Annotated in this window: 15 protein-coding genes and 1 pseudogene; 11 read left to right on the forward strand and 5 right to left on the reverse strand. The window is 73.1% G+C overall.

Annotated elements, in window-relative coordinates:
- The first annotated feature begins 42 nt into the window (after positions 1-42).
- Genes ACFYQA_RS10715 through ACFYQA_RS10725 form a run of 3 tightly spaced genes read left to right on the forward strand, consistent with a single transcriptional unit; the run spans position 43 to position 5,192 of the window.
- Positions 43-1,872: a tetratricopeptide repeat protein gene (locus ACFYQA_RS10715; RefSeq protein ID WP_388914543.1), complete on the forward strand. Its 1,830-nt coding sequence runs from the start codon at positions 43-45 to the stop codon at positions 1,870-1,872.
- Positions 1,869-3,446 (forward strand): sulfite exporter TauE/SafE family protein, encoded by a 1,578-nt coding sequence (locus ACFYQA_RS10720; protein ID WP_388914545.1) that lies wholly within the window; start codon positions 1,869-1,871, stop codon positions 3,444-3,446. Before ACFYQA_RS10715 ends, ACFYQA_RS10720 begins: the two co-directional genes overlap by 4 nt.
- A 51-nt stretch (positions 3,447-3,497) precedes the next feature.
- Positions 3,498-5,192 (forward strand): serine/threonine-protein kinase, encoded by a 1,695-nt coding sequence (locus ACFYQA_RS10725; RefSeq protein WP_388914548.1) that lies wholly within the window; start codon positions 3,498-3,500, stop codon positions 5,190-5,192.
- 50 nt (positions 5,193-5,242) lie between these two features.
- On the opposite strand, the gene ACFYQA_RS10730 is transcribed toward ACFYQA_RS10725, so the two are convergent.
- Positions 5,243-6,049: an SGNH/GDSL hydrolase family protein gene (locus tag ACFYQA_RS10730; protein WP_388914551.1), complete on the reverse strand. Its 807-nt coding sequence runs from the start codon at positions 6,047-6,049 to the stop codon at positions 5,243-5,245.
- An 866-nt stretch (positions 6,050-6,915) separates the two neighbouring features.
- Here ACFYQA_RS10730 and ACFYQA_RS10735 point away from each other — a divergent pair.
- From ACFYQA_RS10735 to ACFYQA_RS10750, 4 genes are all read left to right on the forward strand, one after another.
- A complete protein-coding gene (locus ACFYQA_RS10735; protein ID WP_388914554.1) occupies positions 6,916-7,737 on the forward strand; it encodes a glycosyltransferase family 2 protein in 822 nt (273 codons plus the stop codon).
- A 65-nt stretch (positions 7,738-7,802) separates the two neighbouring features.
- Positions 7,803-8,819, forward strand: a complete 1,017-nt coding sequence (locus tag ACFYQA_RS10740; protein ID WP_388914644.1) for a glycosyltransferase — start codon at positions 7,803-7,805, stop codon at positions 8,817-8,819.
- Entirely contained in the window at positions 8,812-9,612 is an 801-nt protein-coding gene (locus ACFYQA_RS10745; protein WP_388914647.1) for a polysaccharide deacetylase family protein, read from the forward strand. The genes ACFYQA_RS10740 and ACFYQA_RS10745 overlap by 8 nt, the downstream gene beginning before the upstream one ends.
- A gap of 86 nt (positions 9,613-9,698) precedes the next feature.
- Positions 9,699-10,796, forward strand: a complete 1,098-nt coding sequence (locus tag ACFYQA_RS10750) for a DUF5925 domain-containing protein (protein ID WP_388914557.1) — start codon at positions 9,699-9,701, stop codon at positions 10,794-10,796.
- Between the two features lie 64 nt (positions 10,797-10,860).
- Here ACFYQA_RS10750 and ACFYQA_RS10755 read toward each other — a convergent pair whose 3' ends face one another.
- A complete protein-coding gene (locus tag ACFYQA_RS10755) occupies positions 10,861-11,229 on the reverse strand; it encodes a GntR family transcriptional regulator (protein ID WP_388914560.1) in 369 nt (122 codons plus the stop codon).
- A gap of 71 nt (positions 11,230-11,300) precedes the next feature.
- Between ACFYQA_RS10755 and ACFYQA_RS10760 the strand changes: the two genes are divergently transcribed.
- Both ACFYQA_RS10760 and ACFYQA_RS10765 read left to right on the forward strand, forming a co-directional pair.
- Positions 11,301-12,230: a GNAT family N-acetyltransferase gene (locus ACFYQA_RS10760; RefSeq protein ID WP_388914563.1), complete on the forward strand. Its 930-nt coding sequence runs from the start codon at positions 11,301-11,303 to the stop codon at positions 12,228-12,230.
- Positions 12,211-12,711, forward strand: a complete 501-nt coding sequence (locus ACFYQA_RS10765) for a DUF402 domain-containing protein (protein ID WP_388914566.1) — start codon at positions 12,211-12,213, stop codon at positions 12,709-12,711. Before ACFYQA_RS10760 ends, ACFYQA_RS10765 begins: the two co-directional genes overlap by 20 nt.
- Before the next feature lie 9 nt (positions 12,712-12,720).
- Here the strand turns inward: ACFYQA_RS10765 and ACFYQA_RS10770 are convergent, their stop codons facing one another.
- Positions 12,721-13,338 carry a class I SAM-dependent methyltransferase gene (locus tag ACFYQA_RS10770; protein ID WP_388914569.1) on the reverse strand — a complete coding sequence of 206 codons (618 nt, stop codon included), beginning with the start codon at positions 13,336-13,338 and terminating at the stop codon, positions 12,721-12,723.
- A gap of 139 nt (positions 13,339-13,477) precedes the next feature.
- On the opposite strand from ACFYQA_RS10770, the gene ACFYQA_RS10775 reads away from it, so the two are divergent.
- Both ACFYQA_RS10775 and ACFYQA_RS10780 read left to right on the forward strand, forming a co-directional pair.
- Positions 13,478-13,612 carry a hypothetical protein gene (locus ACFYQA_RS10775; protein ID WP_388914572.1) on the forward strand — a complete coding sequence of 45 codons (135 nt, stop codon included), beginning with the start codon at positions 13,478-13,480 and terminating at the stop codon, positions 13,610-13,612.
- 220 nt (positions 13,613-13,832) lie between these two features.
- Entirely contained in the window at positions 13,833-14,921 is a 1,089-nt protein-coding gene (locus ACFYQA_RS10780; protein ID WP_388914575.1) for a lytic polysaccharide monooxygenase, read from the forward strand.
- A gap of 126 nt (positions 14,922-15,047) precedes the next feature.
- Here ACFYQA_RS10780 and ACFYQA_RS10785 read toward each other — a convergent pair whose 3' ends face one another.
- Together ACFYQA_RS10785 and ACFYQA_RS10790 are read right to left on the reverse strand one after the other, a co-directional pair.
- Entirely contained in the window at positions 15,048-15,908 is an 861-nt protein-coding gene (locus ACFYQA_RS10785) for an esterase/lipase family protein (protein ID WP_388914578.1), read from the reverse strand.
- Between the two features lie 174 nt (positions 15,909-16,082).
- A pseudogene (locus ACFYQA_RS10790) lies at positions 16,083-16,331 on the reverse strand (MarR family winged helix-turn-helix transcriptional regulator); the annotation flags it as partial.
- Positions 16,332-16,432: the final 101 nt, after the last annotated feature.

The raw sequence follows: 16,432 nt of genomic DNA on the forward strand, positions 1-16,432 counted from the left end.
AAGCGGGCAAACGAGCAAGTGAGCAAGCAACCGAGGAGAGGCATGCCTCCGCGTACGAACGACCACGACCCGGAGAGCGGCCGGGACACCGGGCCGGCGGAGCCCACAGGGCTGTCCGGGCCCTCCGCACCCACGGGGCCCGCCGCACCGCCGGGCACCACGGACACGCGGCCGGACGCCGGCAACCGGGCCGACGCCCGCACCGACACCGGGCCCGGGGCCGCCACCCACACCCAGACGGGGGCCGAGACCGGGACCAGGGCCGGGACCAGGGCCGGGACCAGGACCGAGGCCGGGACCGAGGCCAAGACCGGAACCAGGGCCGGGACCAGGACCGAGGCCGGGACCGAGGCCAAGACCGGAACCAGGGCCGGGACCAGGACCGAGGCCAAGGCCGGAACCGGGGCCGGGGCCACCGGCCGCTCCGGGTCCAGGGCCGGGGCCGAGACCGCCGGGCCCGGCCCGGGAGCCTCCCCACCCGGCGTGCGCGTGGCCTCTCTGCGCCGGTTCTCCGCCGCCGCGCGCCGCTCGCGCGGGGCGCATCTCACGGTGTGCGCCGCGTTGCTGGCGGTCGCGATGACCGCCGGGGCGGTCGCCGCCGGCGGCCGGGACGGAGCACAGTCCGGAGCGCGGGCCGGCACCGATGCCGCTCCCGCGGCCGGGGCGCTCGCGGCCGGTGTGCTCGCTGGGGGTGACCTGGACGCGGGGATCCGTGCCCTGCAGTCCCATCTCCGCGCCCAGCCACGGGACGTCAGCGCCTGGGCAAGCCTGGGGCTCGCCTACGTCGAGCAGGCGCGGACCAAGGGGGACCCGTCACGCTACCCGCAGGCCGAGCGGGCGTTCGACCGCTCCCTCGCACTCGAATCCGGCAATGAGCAGGCCCTGGCCGGCCGTGCCGCCCTCGCCGCGGCCCGGCACGACTTCTCCGGCGCCCTGAAGTACGCCGACCGGGCCCTGAAGCAGAACCCCTACAGCGAGCGCGCCCTGTCCTCCCGTATCGACGCCCTCGTGGAGCTCGGCCGGTACGACGAGGCAGCCGAGGCAGCCGACACGGCGGACAGCAGGCGGCCGGGGGTGCCCGTCTTCACGCGGTACGCGTACGTGCGGGAGCTGCACGGCGACGTGCGGACCGCGCGCGAGGTGCTGGAGCGGGCCCTGAAGGGCGCGTCCGCACCCGCCGACGTGGCGTACGTGGCGACCGCGCTCGGCCAACTGGCCTGGAACCAGGGCGACCACGAGACCGCGCTCACCCACTTCGCCCGTGCTCTCGCCGCCGACGAGAACCACCTTCCCGCGTTGGAGGGCCGGGCCCGTGCGCAGGCCGCGAACGGTGACCGCGCGGGCGCGATCGGGACGCTGGAACGGGTCGTCGCCCGCTCCCCGCTACCCGGCCCGCTGGTCGCCCTCGGCGAGCTGTACGAGGCCCGGGGCGCCGACGGCGACCGTACGAAGGCGGCCGACCAGTACGCCCTCGTCGACGCCCAGGCCGCCCTCGCCCGCGCCGGCGGGGTCAACGCCGACCTCGACACCGCGCTCGCCGCCGCCGACCACGGCGACCCCGAAACGGCCCTGCGCGCGGCCCGCGCCGAATGGGACCGCCGGCACAGTGTGCACACCGCGGACGCGCTCGCCTGGGCGCTGCACCGGAGCGGGCGATCCGAGGAGGCGCTCCCCCACGCCCGCCGGGCGACGGCCACCGGCTACCGCAACGCCGCCTTCCTCCACCACCGCGGCATGATCGAACTCGCCACCGGCCACGACGGCGACGCCCGCCGGTCCCTCACTGCGGCCCTGGAACTGAACCCCGGCTTCTCCCTCCTCGGCGCCCGCGCGGCCCGCGCCGCCCTCGAGGACCTGGAGGCGGCACGGTGAACCTCCGCCGCTCCCCGGCCGACGGCGCCGGCCGCCGTCTCGCCACCGGTTCTGCCCTCCTCGCCGCCGCCTGCGCACTCACGCTGGTCCCGGCGACAGCGGCGAGCGCGCATCCGCTCGGCAACTTCACCGTCAACCGGTACGACGGCCTGGTCGCCGCGCCGGGCGAACTCCGCGTCCACCACGTCGAGGACCTCGCCGAGATCCCGGCCACCCAGGCGAAGCCGGACGTCGAGGCACTGGGCGCGGCCGAGTGGGCGCGTCGGCGATGCGCCGGAGCCGCCCGCGACAGCGAGGTCCGGGTGGACGGGCGTACGGTCCCGGTCACCGTGCGGAGCAGCCGCGCGCGGGTGCGCCCCGGTCAGGCCGGGCTCGACACGCTGCGCGTGGAGTGCGGGCTGGCCGCTCCGCTGCCCGAGGACGGCACGGTGGACGTCTCCTTCCGCGGGGCCGGGGCGTCCTCGGGTCCCGGCTGGCGGGAGGTCACCGCCCGCGGTGACCGGATGACGCTGGCCGCGTCGGACGTGCCCGAGACGTCGATGTCACGTGAACTGACCGATTACCCTGAGGAGTTGCTGTCCTCACCGGCCGACACGGCGACCGCGTCCCTCCGGGTGCGCGCGGGCGGGCCGGCGCTGGCGGGGAAGGACACCGAAGCGCCCGCCGCCTCCGTGCTGCCCCGCGGTGCGGACCGGTGGACCCGTGCCCTCGACGACCTCGTCGCCCGGCACGACCTCACGGCGGGGTTCGCGGCGCTCGCTCTGCTGATCGCGGTGGTTCTCGGCGCGATGCACGCGCTCGCGCCGGGTCACGGCAAGACGCTCATGGCCGCGACGGCGGCGGCCCGGGGCGGCAGGGCCCGACTGCGGGACGTCCTGCCGATGGCCGCCTCGGTGACGGTCACCCACACCCTCGGCGTGGTGGCGCTCGGCCTGCTGGTCACGGCCGGTTCGGCCGCCACGCCCTCGGTCGTCGCCTGGCTCGGCATCGCGAGCGGCGCCCTTGTCACCCTGGCGGGCGCGAGCCTCCTGCGCCGGGCCCTGCGCAACCGGAACGCCGGGCAGGGCCACCCGCATCACCACGGGCACGAACACGGGCATGACCACACGCACGACCATGACCACGGCCACGCCCAGGCGGACGGGGCACACCCCCGCACCGTCGCGCACACCCACGCCCACACCGTCGAGCACACCCACGGGGGTCGTACCCACACCCACGCCGTCGCCCCCACGCTGCGCGGCACCATTCTGCTCGGTCTCGCCGGCGGGCTGGTGCCCAGTCCGTCCGCCGTGGTCGTGCTGGTGGGCGCCGCGGCGCTCGGGCAGGCCTGGTTCGGGTTGCTGCTCGTCGTCGCGTACGGCGTCGGACTGGCTCTCACCCTCACCGCCGCCGGGTACGCCGTGGTGAAGGCGGGCAGCGGCGTGAACCGGCTCCTGGCCCGGCGCCCGCACTGGACCGCACGCCCGGTGGTCGCGCTGATACGCCGGAGTGCGCCCCTGGGATCGGCATTCGTCGTCGTGGCCCTGGGAGCCGGATTGGTGTTCAGGGGGGCGGCATCCGCGCTGGGCTGAGCTACTTTCATGAGGAAACGGAGAATTCGCCCGGATGTGATGGGGGGCGCCATGTCCGAGGAACCGGGCAGTGAGCGGGTGATCGCGGGCCGGTACCGGCTGCTGTCACCGCTGGGCGAGGGCGGCATGGGGACCGTGTGGCGGGCCCGTGACGAGGTGCTGCGCCGCGAGGTCGCCGTCAAGGAGGTCCGCGCCCCGGCCGGGCTGCCGGCGCCCGACGTGGAGCGGATGTACGCCCGGCTGGAGCGGGAGGCGTGGGCGGCCGCCCGGATCGCCGACCGCAATGTGGTGACGGTGTACGACGTGGCGACCGAGGACGGACGCCCATGGATCGTCATGGAGCTGGTCCGCGGCCTGTCCCTGGCCGAGGTGCTGGACGCCGAGGGCCCGCTGGACCCGCAGCGTGCCGCGCACGTCGGCGCGGAGGTGCTCGCCGCGCTGCGCGCCGCGCACGGTGCCGGGGTGCTGCACCGCGATGTGAAGCCCGCCAACGTGCTGCTCGCGAACGACGGGCGGATCGTGCTCACCGACTTCGGGATCGCCACGGTCGAGGGCAGCTCCGCGCTGACCATGACCGGTGAGGTGATCGGATCACCCGAGTTCCTCGCCCCGGAGCGGGCGCTGGGCCGCACCCCCGGTCCCGAGTCCGACCTCTGGTCGCTCGGCGTGCTGCTGTACGCGGCGGTCGAGGGCAGCTCGCCCTTCCGTCAGGACACCCCGCTGAGCACGCTGCGCGCTATCGTCGACGAGGAGCTGCCGCCCCCGCGCCGGGCGGGTCCGCTGGCCCCGGTCATCGAGGGCCTGTTGCGCAAGGACCCGGCCGAGCGGCTGTCCGCGGTGCGGGCACAGCAGGACCTGCGGCTCGTCGGCGCTGGGGGTACCCCCTCCGGGGGAGGCACACCGGGCGACGGTACAGCGCGCGCCGGCACGACGGGACCGGCCCCGTACGCCCCCATCGTGACCACCCACGCGTACCCGCACGCGGCACCCGCTCCTCGGCCCGCCCCTGCGGCCCCGACGCAGACCCCGCCCTCGTCCCCGTCCACCGGGGACACTACGGCCGCCCGTCCCGGGCGCAGCCGTCGGACCGCCGTCGTCCTGGTCACGGGCGTGGCCGTACTGGCCCTGGCGCTGGCCGGTCTGACGTACGCGCTGCTGAATCGCGGGGACGGCACGGACGGCACGGACGGCCTTACGGGCGGGGCGAGTTCGTCCGCGCGAACCGGTGACGGCGGCAACGGGACCGGAAGCGACGGCACAACCGGGCGGACCGGCGGCCCTGCTCCGGCGACCTCCGGGCACGACGGCGAGGACGGCGAGGGGGAGGGCGGCGAGGAGAGTCCCCCACCGCAGCAGTCGGTGCGTGTGACGGTGAAGGGCACGCACACGGAGTACTCCGGCGCCTGCCCTCCGCCGAAGGAGCAGTCGCCCTCGTTCACGGCGACGTTCACGGTGGGGCGGCTGCCCGCGGAGGTGTCCTACCGCTGGGTGGGCGAGGACGACTCGGTGGCCGACCCGGGATGGCGGACGCTGTCGTTCCCGCAGGGGGGCGGGCGCACGAAGCAGGACACGGTGATCGTGACGACGTACCTGGAGTCCGGGACGTTCGAGAACAGCATCGGGGTGGAGGTGCGGGAGCCCGTGCACACGATGTCGGACCCGGTGCCGTTCTCGGTGACGTGCGAGACGGAGACCCCGCCGGACGGGGCCTACCCCTCTCCCACCGGTTCGGCGGCCGCTCCCTGAGAGGGCCTGTGGGGGAGCCGCCCACGAGGAAGGCGACTCCCCCCGGCGGATCAGGCCGCGTTGTTGAACGCCGGAAGGTAACCGCCGGACTGGCCGGCCGCCTTCGGGTGGTAGGACTCGCCGATGTTGGTCCAGTTCACGCTGTGCAGCCAGGAGCTGCTGGAGCAGATCTCGTGGCCGGTGAACGGGGTGCGCACGTCGGCGAAGGCGAAGCCGTGGGCGTTGACGCGCTGGGCGGTGACGCTGTTGAGGAGGTCGGACGCGTCGTTGATCGCCGCCCGCTTGGCTTCGGAGAGACCGATGCAGGTGGCGCCGAGCTTGTAGAAGCGGGGGTAGCCGAGGACGACGACCTTGGCGTTCGGGGCCCGGTTACGGATGGCCGAGTAGACGTTGTTGAGCTTGCCGGGCAGCGTCGAGGTGACGTACGACCGCGCGGTGTTGATCCGGGAGAGGCAGGTGCTCTCGGACTGGAGCACACAGGTCGTCATGACGTCGGCGAAGCCCGCGTCGTTGCCGCCGACGCTGAGCGAGACGAGACCGGTGCTGGTGCTGAGCGGACCGAGCTGCGACGCCAGAACTTCATCCGTTCGGGCGCCCGAGCAGGCGGTGAAGTCGAAGGACGAGGGTGAGTTGGCGGCTTCCCAGAGGTAGGGATAGGCCTTCGTACTGCGCTTGCAGTCGCCGCTGGAGCTGATGTAGCTGCCCGCTCCGACGCCGGAGGAGTAGGAGTCGCCGAGCGCCACATAGCCGTCGGCGGCGGCTTGTGGGGACGCGTGCGCCGCGGTCGCCCCGGTGAGGGCGGTGCCGACGGCGAGGAGGATGGAACCGAGGAGGACGGAAAGTCGGGAACGTCTCATGGAACCTCCTTTAGCAGGATCTCTGCCACAACCTTCATAGCGACTACGCGCGTTGACTGGAAGTGTCCATGCCAAAAACATTGACCACTCCTCAGAAACCCCACAACTTGTTCACCTTGCAACCACCAGGACCCCACCACACCCCCACCACCGGACCACCACCGGACCGCCACCGGACCGCCACCGGACCGCCATCACCGGCCACCGGAACACCTGTTCAATCCTGGACGAATTCAGGCCTTGGGCCCGTTCGGCCCTTGACGCCCACAACGGGCTGCGTCAGATTGAAGCCCGGCATCCGACGCTTCGGGGGGCAAAGACGGCCATGCGGACCATCCGCGCCCACACGCCTCTTCGCGTGAGCCGCCACCGCACGGTCGACGCCGCACGGTCGGAGCCGAACAGCCAGAACCAACCGACCGCCCCCGGGGCGTGGTTGCATCCGTGCGCCACGGCGGCACGCTGGTGGCCCGGGGGCAACCAGAGGGGTACGTAACAGCCAAACCAACAAAAACGTGAGGCCTGGTTTCAGGTCTTGCCATACGGGCTCAATCGTCAATACCGTCATACATCGCAATACATCTCACCCGCATCGGTCCGTCAGTACGCGGCTCCAGGGGAGGGCTCAGGACCGCGACGTACCGGCGCGGGGCGCGGTAGGGGGGTGCCGTGCTCGGTGACCGCAAGAGAACCGGGCCGGGCCGCGCGGTCGGCCGGCGTGTGCCGCGGTCGGCCAGTTTTGCCAGCTCACCCGGCGTGCACGGGGCTTTTCGCATCGTGCGCGGGTGAGAACCCCCCTTTCGAACCGGACGAATAGCCGGGCTGCCCAGGGGCGGGCGGCCCACCGGACGAGAGGGACCAGACTCATGAGTTCCGTTCTGCAGCCGGCGACCGCGGACCAGAATCCGCCGGCCGCCAAGAAGTACCGGCCCGTCTCCTCGCACCTGGCCATCGCACCGCCGGTGAGCGTGGTGATACCGGCCATGAACGAGGCGGAGAACCTGCCGTACGTCTTCAAGACGCTTCCCGGCTGGATCCACGAAGTGGTCCTGGTCGACGGCAACTCCACCGACAACACCGTCGAAGTCGCCCGGGAGCTGTGGCCGGACGTCAAGGTCGTCGAACAGCGCGGCAAGGGCAAGGGAGATGCCCTGAACACCGGGTTCCAGGCCTGCACCGGCGACATCATCGTGATGGTCGACGCGGACGGCTCGGCGGACGGCAACGAGATCGTGTCGTACGTCTCCGCCCTCGTCTCGGGCGCGGACTTCGCCAAGGGGTCCCGCTTCGCCAACGGCGGCGGCACCGACGACATGACCTTCATCCGCAAGCTCGGCAACCGGATCCTGTGCGGTGTCGTCAACCGCAAGTTCGGCGCCCGCTACACCGATCTCTGCTACGGCTACAACGCGTTCTGGCGGCACTGCCTGGACAAGATCGACCTCGACTGCACCGGCTTCGAGGTCGAGACCCTGATGAACATCCGGGTCGTCAAGGCCGGGCTGAGAGTGCAGGAGATACCGAGCCACGAGTACCTGCGCATCCACGGCACGAGCAATCTGCGGGCCGTGCGGGACGGGTTCCGCGTCCTGAGGGTGATCCTCGGCGAGCGCTCCAACCGGCGTGCGCTGCGCCGCCGCCCGCACCACTCCCCGCTGCTCGACACGGTCCGGGGGAAGGTGTCTTGAGCGAGTCCGGCACCACGGGCACACCGGGCGGGCCGGGCGCGTCCGGCGCGCCCGGCATCTCGGTCGTGATCTGTGCCTACACCGAGGACCGCTGGGAGGACGTCCTCGCGGCGGTCGCCTCGGTGCGGGCGCAGTCCCGGCCGGCCCTGGAGACCCTGCTGGTCGTGGACCACAACAAGGTTCTGCTGGACCGGCTGGCCAAGGAGTACCGGGACACCGACGACGTGCGGGTGCTCGCCAACGCGGGCCCCCGGGGCCTGTCCGCGGGACGCAACACCGGCATCGCCGCCTCACGCGGCGGGATCGTCGCGTTCCTCGACGACGACGCCGTGGCCGAACGCGACTGGCTCGGGCACTTCGCCGAGGCGTACGCCGATCCGCGCGTGATGGCGGTCGGCGGGCGCACCGAACCCCTCTGGGCGTCGGGGCGGCGTCCCGGCTGGTTCCCCGAGGAGTTCGACTGGGTCGTGGGCTGTACCTACCGGGGCCTGCCCCCCGGACGCGTACGGGTGCGCAACGTCCTCGGCGGCAACGCCTCCTTCCGGCGCACCGCCTTCGACGCGGCGGGCGGCTTCGCCACCGGGATCGGGCGGGACGGGAACAAGCGCCCGCTGGGCGGGGAGGAGACGGAGCTGTGCATCCGCCTCAGCCGCGCCCGGCCCGACGCGGTCCTGCTGATCGACGACCGCGCGGTGATCCACCACCGGGTGCCCGAGGCACGCGAGGACTTCCGCTACTTCCGCACCCGCACCTACGCCGAGGGCCTGTCCAAGGCACTGGTGGCGCGCAGCGTCGGCGCCGGGAAAGGGCTGGAGTCGGAACGCCGGTACGCCACGCGGGTCCTGCCGGCCGGGGTGGTGCGGGGACTGCGGGACGCTCTGCTGGCCCGGCCGGGCGGCGCGGGTCGCGCGGGTGCGATCGTCACCGGAGTGCTCACGGCGGCGGGCGGATACGTGGTGGGCAGCGTGCGGGCCCGGCGGGGCGGAGTCACGTTCTGCGTGGTCGACGTGTCGGACGCGGGGGGCGGGGCGCACCGTGCGGGGGACCACCCGGACAGGGAGCGAGGGGGTGACCGTGACTGACGAACGGGTGCCGATCCTCATGTACCACTCGGTGGCCGCCGACCCCAATGACGCCACCCGCGCACTGTCCGTGACCCCACGGGCGTTCACCGAGCAGATGGCGGTGATCGCCGCGCGGGGCCTCACCCCCGTCGACACGGCCGAACTGGCCGCCTGCTGGCGCACCGGGCGGCCGCTGCCCGCACGGCCGGTCCTCATCACGTTCGACGACGGTTACGAGGGCGTGCACCGCCACGCCCTGCCGGTCCTCGCCGAACACGGCTTCCCCGCCACGCTGTTCGTCTCCACGGGCTGGCTCCGGGGGCCCCACGACACCGGCGGCGGCCCGGACACCATGCTCGACTGGGACCAGGTCCGCGAACTGGCCGCCGCGGGCGTGGAGATCGGCGGCCACAGCCACAGCCACCCGCAGCTCGACCAGCTCGACGACCGGCGGCTGCGCTCCGAGCTGATCCTGTGCAAGGAGGTCGTCTCGGACCAGCTGGGCCGCGCGCCCACGTCGTTCGCCTATCCCTACGGCTATTCGAGCCGCCGGGTGCGGGAGGCGGTACGGGAGACGGGGTACGCGCAGGCCCTCGCCGTCGGCAACGGGCTCGCCCGTCGCGGGCAGGGGCCCTACGCGCTGCGGCGCGTGACCGTGCGCCGGTCGACGGACACCGCCGAGTTCGAGCGGCTGGTGGACGGCCGCGGCCTCACCCGCGTCTTCGCCCGGGACCGGGCCCTGACCAAGGGGTACGCGGTGGTCCGCCGGGCCCGGCACGCACGGCGGTCGGCGGCGTGCGTTCGGCAGTGACACAGGTGCGCGGCGCACGTCACGCGCCCCGCGCGCCTCGGGGAAACCGGGTGCGCGGGGGTGCCCGTGTACCCGATCATGACGGTATGCCTGCGAACCCGCACGACGCACTGCCGATCCGGCTCAACGTCGACGACAGCGACTCCCCGTCCGATGTCGTCGACGCGCTGTTCCTCGGCCGCTTCGCGACGGGCGAGCAGCCGTTCTCGCACGCGGCGAACATCGACCGTGTGCGCTCCGGCGCGACCCTGCTGCCGACGGGCGCCGAGGTGCTGCGGGCCGCCCGGGACGGCGACCGCAGTGCCACCCTGGCCCAGGGCGACGGCTGGACGCTGCTGATCTCCCGCTGGAGCCGGGGCGCCGACGTCACCGTCACCGCGACCACCGCCGAACTCGCGGCGAAGATCCTCGACGAGGCCACGGACGGCGCGGCCGACGAACCGGAACCGCAGCCGGAGAACGTCACCATGGGCTTCTGGTACGTGTCCCCGCGCCGCGGCCCGCACCGCACCACCCGGCAGATCTCCGCGGGCACCTGGGACGAGATCCGGCCCAACTACACCGCGCCGGTGGCGGACGCCATGGACCGCCTGATGAAGACCACGCCGGAGGACATCGCGGGCCGGCTGCTCCTGCTGCACGGTCCGCCGGGCACCGGGAAGACGTCCGCGCTGCGCACGCTGGCCCGCTCCTGGCGGGACTGGTGCCAGGTGGACTGCGTCCTGGACCCGGAGCGGCTCTTCTCCGACGTCGGCTATCTGATGGACATCGCGATCGGCGAGGAGGACGAGACGACGGGCAAGGGACGCTGGCGGCTGCTGTTGCTGGAGGACTGCGACGAGCTGATCCGCGGCGAGGCCAAGCACACCGCGGGACAGGCCCTGTCCCGGCTGCTGAACCTCACCGACGGCCTGCTCGGCCAGGGCCGCAACGTCCTGGTGGGCGTCACGACCAACGAGGACCTGGAGCGCCTCCACCCGGCCGTCGTCCGCCCGGGGCGCTGTCTCGCCCGGATCGAGGTCGGGTCGCTGACCCGGGCCGAGGCGGTGGACTGGCTGGGCCACGAGGACGGCGTCGGCCGCGAGGGCGCCACCCTGGCCGAGCTGTACGCCCTGCGCAGGGGCACCTCCCCGACAGCCCTGCCGCAACCGCGCGGGAACACGGAGGCGGGGCTGTACTTGTAGGCACGGGGCGCGGGGGACCGAGCCGGCCGCCCCCGCTCCCCCGCGCCTGCGCAGCCGCCCGCGACTACGCCTCGTACGCCGCCCGCAGCGCGTCCCGTACGGCGGTCAGAGCCGCGTCCTCGTCCAGTCCGAGCCGTCGCGCCCGCTCCGCGTACGCCTGGGCCGCCGCCGCGGCCTCGCGCTCCGCGGCCGAGCCCGCGGCGGCGACGAACGTGCCGTTGCGGCCGCGGGTCTCGATCACGCCGTCCGCCTCCAGCGCGCGGTAGGCCTTGGCCACCGTGTTCGCGGCGAGGCCGAGCGTCTGGGCCAGACCCCGTACCGTCGGCAGCCGGTGGCCCACCGGCAGCACCCCCGACCGGGCCTGCTCGGAGATCTGGGCCCGCACCTGCTCGTACGGCGGCGCGCTGTCGTCGACATGGATCTTCAAGGTCACGGCCCGATTGTCCCGCACCCGGCAAAAAATGAGAGGCAGCCGCAGCACCTTCCCCCGTAGCGTGCACCTCCGTGACTGTGACCGTCCGCGATCTTCGCCCCGACGCCCGTGCCGACCTCGAGGGTTTCGCCCGCGTCCGGCACGACGCTCTCCCTTTCATCCTCCTCACCCCGGACTCCCTGGCCCATGACCTCACCCGTATGCACCCTGACGCCCATTACCGTCCCCTCGTCGCCGTGGCCGACGGCGAGGTGATCGGCACGGCTCAGGTCCACCTGGCCCACGAGAGCTCCGAGCCGGGCCAGGGCAACGTCAACGTGTACGTGCGTCCCGGGCACACGCGCCGGGGCGCCGGGGCACTGCTCGTGCGCGCCGCCGAGGAGCACCTGGCCGCTCACGGGGCGACCAGGCTGCTCGCCTGGGTGCTGGACGAGCCGGGCAACCGTGCCTTCGCCGAGCGGCACGCCTACCGGGCGAGCCGCGCCGCCCACTTCCTCCGCCTGGACCTGGCGAACGGCACCCTCCCCCCGCTCCAGGACCCGCCGCCCGGCGTGGAACTGTGCACGGGATCGGACTTCGCCGACGATCCGCGCCCGCTGTTCGCACTGGACGCGGAGACGACGGCGGACGAACCGAGCGATGTGGACACGGAGTTCACCGACTACGAGGCCTGGCTGGAGGAGACCTGGCGGCACCCGCTGTTCAGCCCCGAGCTGACCTCGGTGGCCGTGGTGGCCGGCCGGCCCGCTGCCTTCTCCGCGGCCCGCACGGACAGCGGCACCCGGTACGGCACGGCCATGACCGGCACCGCCCGGGCCCACCGCGGCCGGGGCCTGGCCAAGCTCGCCAAGAACGACTCCCTGCACCGCGCCCGCGCCGCCGGGTACACGGAGGCGTTCACGGGCAACGACACCGGCAACGGACCCATGATCGCGATCAACGAGTGGTTCGGCTACGAGGTCTGCGCCACGGAGGTGCGGTATGTCCGTGAACTCGGCTGAACGTCCGGCCTTCCTGGACGTCGTCCTCGTCAAGACAGGGCGCACGAAGATCACTTACCCGGCCGAACTCCTCACCGACGACGGCATCCGCGTCACCGTGCGCGCCCCCTGGGCTGGTGACGGCGTACGGGACTTCGGCTTCGTGCGCTTCGAACCCGGTGACGTCTTCACGGAGCACTACTGGCGCGACCGGTGGTACGCGGTGAAGGAGGTGCGCACCGCCACGGGCGCCCTCAAGGGCCACTACTGCGACGTCACCCGTCCGGCCGAGCTCTCGGCCGGACGGGTGGTGGTCGAGGATCTCGACCTGGACCTGTGGGTCTCGGCGGACGGCACGGACGTACGGCGGCTGGACGAGGACGAGTTCGCGGCGAGCGGCCTGGCCGCGACGGACCCCGGAGCCGCGGCCGCCGCGGTGGCCGCCCTCGACGAGCTGGACGCCCTGGCCCGCGAGGGCGGGCTCGGCGCGCTGCTCGCGTGAGGGTCCGGATCAGTCCGGCACCGCGACCACGGTGTAGCGCTCGTCGTCCACCTCCCGGCCCCACAGCGCCGCGTCGTCCGACAGCCGCTCCACGCTCACCTGCCCACCGAGCTGAGCCAGGAGGGCGGTGAGCCGGCCCGCGGATATCCCGACCGGGCTCACCGTCCCCCAGACCCCCTCGACCAGGACGAGCCACCCGCCGGGGCGCAGCAGCCCCCGCCAGTGCCGCAGCGCCCGGCCGGGATCGGGCAGCGTCCACAGGACATGCCTGACCAGCACGACGTCGTAGCGCCGCTCCCCCGTCGGCGGTGCCGCGGCGTCCCCGACGAGGAACACCGCGTCGCGTCCGGCGAGTTTCTCCCGCGCGAGCCTCACCATGGCCGGCGACCGGTCGACCCCGGTGACCCGGTGCCCCTGCTCCGCGGCGAGCAGCGACAGGCTGCCGGTGCCGCAGCCGAGGTCGAGGACATCGCTCGCCCGCTCGGGGAGCCAGGAACGCAGCCGCCCCGCCCATGCCTCGCGCACTCGTGGGTCGCGCAGGCCGTGATCGGGTTCCTCGTCGAAACCGGCCGCCCGCGCGTCCCAGTCGACACCCGTTGTGCCCGCGGCCTCACTGTCATCGGTCATGCGGCCAAGAGTGACACCCGCCACTGACACTCGCCGGGTGGCCGCGGCCACAGACAGACCGGAGCCGATGAGGAACTCTCCCCCGAAAGGCCCACCCCCCGCGAGACCGCGGCACCCGTGGACCCCGAAGGAGGCAGCCATGCGCCGTGTCACCGTGCACAAGCCGCTGAAGAGGACGAACACCCCCCGGGTTCGCGACGAACCCGAGGACCGTCCCGCCCCGCGTCCGGAAATCCGCGAGGACATAGCCCGGACCTGGTGGCCCACTCCCTGACCACATCCGTCCGCCCCCTCCCGCCCACCACACAACTCCTCGGCCGGCCGTTCACGGGCTCCTACCTGATCCCAGCCTGAGCACTTCCTTAACGGGGCCATAAGGATCTCCGCGAGCGGCCCTCGGCAGGCGATTTCCCGGGTTCCTGGGGCTAGTTTCTGAACCATCCCCCCACGGGATTCTCCCCAAGCCCAGTGATCGCCCGAGGAGTTGCTGTCCCATGCCCGCACGCCGCAAGGCCGTTGTCGCTGCCGTCGGTATCGTCCCGCTCGCCCTGACCGGGCTGTCCGCCTCACCGGCGGCCGCGCACGGTTCGATGGGTGATCCGGTCAGCAGGGTCGCGCAGTGCTTCGCCGAGGGGCCGGAGAGCCCGAAGTCGGCTGCGTGCCGGGCGGCGGTCGCGGCCGGCGGCACCCAGGCGCTCTACGACTGGAACGGCGTACGCATCGGCGACGCGGGCGGACGCCACGAGGAGCTGATCCCCGACGGCAAGTTGTGCAGCGCGGACAACGAGGCGTTCAAGGGGCTCGACCTGGCTCGCGCCGACTGGCCCGCGACGTCGGTGAGCAGCGGCTCGTACACCTTCAAGTACCGGGTGACGGCCCCGCACAAGGGCTCCTTCCAGGTGTACATCACCAAGCCCGGCTACGACCCGGCGAAGCCTCTGGGCTGGGGCGACCTGGACCTGGCGAACCCGGTGGCGACGGCCACCGACCCGGCCGCCACCGACGGCTTCTACACGTTCACCGGCACCCTGCCCGAGCGCTCGGGCAAGCAGCTGCTGTACGCGGTGTGGCAGCGCTCGGACAGCCCGGAGGCGTTCTACTCCTGCTCCGACGTCGCCTTCGCAGGAGGAGAAGGAGGTGGCGCGAGCGAGGGCCCCGACGACGGCGGAAGCGAGTCCGGCGCCGGTGACACGCCCAAGGACGAGGCCGCCCCGGCCCCGGCCCCGGTCGCCTCCGCGCCCTCCGAGGAACAGATCGACGACGGCACCGACAAGTCGACCATCGAGAACCACGGCCACGGGGACGACGACCCGCACACCACCGCGCAGCCTGCCCCGGCCGGCGAGGACACCGCCGGTGACGCGACGGGCGACGGCACCGACTCGGACGGCACCGACGCCACCGCCGACGCCACCGCCAACCAGCCCAAGGCGGCCGGCACTTCGGAGAACCTCGCGGAGACCGGCGGCGACGGGAACACCGCGTACCTGATGGTCGGCGGAGCCGCCGCCCTGGCACTCGGCTCGGCAGCGCTGTTCGCCTCCACCCGGCGGCGCGCGGCGAGCGGGCGGCACGGCCGCTGACCCCACGTCGACCGCTGACCCCGCGTCGACCGTGAACCGGGGCCTGTCCGGCGGCTCAGGCCGGACAGGCCCCGACATGCGTACCGGCGACTTGCACGTGTCAGCGGCCCGCTTCGACTACACGTGTCAACTGAACACCGAGGCGCAGGTGGTGGGGCGGGCACGGGCGGGGTCGAGGGCGTTGGCGACCTCGTGGAAGGCGATCCGGTCGATCAGCGCGATCGCCAGGTGCTCGGACAGGTCGACCGGGCACAGGTCCTGGAGCAGGACGTTGCGCACGTTCGGCCCGCTCAGGTACTGGCTGCGGTACGGGGTGACCACCTCGTCGTACCGGGTGGCGATGACGGTGTAGCGGACGCCGGGCACGGTGTCGCCGCCCGCGTTGAGCCGGGTGAGGAAGTCCGAGCCGGCGACCTGCTGGGCGAGGGCGGGAGTCGCCCCGTTCAGCAGGTCCCCTGCGCCCGGGAAGTACGGCAGCAGGTTGGTGAGGCCGGCGAGGGTGGTGCCGTGGTTGCTGGGCGCGATCCCGACGAGGGCGTTCACCTCGGCCGCGCCGCCGAGGAACTTGAGGTAGTAGCGGGGCATCATCCCGCCCTGCGAGTGCCCGACGAGGTCGGCCTTCGCCGCGCCGGTCGCGGCGAGCACCTTGTCGACGAAGGCGTCGAGCTGTTGCGCGGACTTGTCGATGGGGCCGAGACCGTGGAAGAAGGGGACACCAGCCAGTTGGCCGTAGTCGAGGGAGAAGATGCAGTAGTCGCGGTGGGTCAGATAGGGCGCGAGGCCCAGCCAGTTGTCGACGGAGTTCCCGAGGGTGCCGTGGACCAGGACGACGGGGCGGGGATGGGCGGCGGACGGCTTGCAGGAGTAGTCGTTCCAGCCGGAGCTGGGCGCCCCCGCGGCGTGGGCGGTGGTGGCGGGGAGCAGGGCGACCGCGACGGTCAACAGCAGCGCGGTCAGCGGTCCGAGCACTCGTCTCCAAGGCAGCATCGAGTGATCTCCTTACGGCTCAGGGGAGTTGCGGCGAAAGAACGCCCTGTGATCCGGATCACGAGGATGCTGTTCACTCGTCAAGTTACGAGTGAGTAGTACAACTGTGAAGTTACGGGTCGGTAAAAACTTCCAGCGACCAACGACATTGGCGGCACCACAGGTGATAAAAGGTCACCAAACAGGCCGCACAGGCCCCTTGGGCGCGACGCGTCGCAGGCGGTCGCGCAGCGCGCGGACCTCGACCTCGCCGAGCACGTCGACCCATGCGCGTACGGCCTCCGCCGCCTCCTCCTCCGCGGCCCGCGTGCAGGCCCACCCCGATCCGGTCAGCACGACCAGCCGGGCCCGCGCATCGGCGGGATGCGGCCGGCGTTCGGCGTAACCCCTACGGACCAGCTCGTCGACGAGCTGGCCGACGGCACCCGGATCGCCCCGCCGTGGGCCAACTGACCCGCGGGGCGTCACGCCGCACGGCCGGCCTCGCGGCCCGGCGGGCCGCACATGCGGACGTCCCGCCCCTC

The sequence above is a fragment of the Streptomyces sp. NPDC005774 genome (genome assembly GCF_042871645.1).
In the GTDB taxonomy this organism is placed as follows: Bacteria; Actinomycetota; Actinomycetes; order Streptomycetales; family Streptomycetaceae; genus Streptomyces; species Streptomyces pratens.

Bases quoted from the DNA above. Each gene is read 5' to 3' on its own strand.
- ACFYQA_RS10765 (WP_388914566.1), top strand. From the start codon at position 12,211: ATGTCCGTGAACTCGGCTGAACGTCCGGCCTTCCTGGACGTCGTCCTC.
- ACFYQA_RS10725 (WP_388914548.1), top strand. From the start codon at position 3,498: ATGTCCGAGGAACCGGGCAGTGAGCGGGTGATCGCGGGCCGGTACCGG.
- ACFYQA_RS10730 (WP_388914551.1), bottom strand. From the start codon at position 6,049: ATGAGACGTTCCCGACTTTCCGTCCTCCTCGGTTCCATCCTCCTCGCC.
- ACFYQA_RS10785 (WP_388914578.1), bottom strand. From the start codon at position 15,908: ATGCTGCCTTGGAGACGAGTGCTCGGACCGCTGACCGCGCTGCTGTTG.
- ACFYQA_RS10750 (WP_388914557.1), top strand. From the start codon at position 9,699: ATGCCTGCGAACCCGCACGACGCACTGCCGATCCGGCTCAACGTCGAC.
- ACFYQA_RS10735 (WP_388914554.1), top strand. From the start codon at position 6,916: ATGAGTTCCGTTCTGCAGCCGGCGACCGCGGACCAGAATCCGCCGGCC.
- ACFYQA_RS10775 (WP_388914572.1), top strand. From the start codon at position 13,478: ATGCGCCGTGTCACCGTGCACAAGCCGCTGAAGAGGACGAACACCCCC.
- ACFYQA_RS10715 (WP_388914543.1), top strand. From the start codon at position 43: ATGCCTCCGCGTACGAACGACCACGACCCGGAGAGCGGCCGGGACACC.
- ACFYQA_RS10770 (WP_388914569.1), bottom strand. From the start codon at position 13,338: ATGACCGATGACAGTGAGGCCGCGGGCACAACGGGTGTCGACTGGGAC.
- ACFYQA_RS10780 (WP_388914575.1), top strand. From the start codon at position 13,833: ATGCCCGCACGCCGCAAGGCCGTTGTCGCTGCCGTCGGTATCGTCCCG.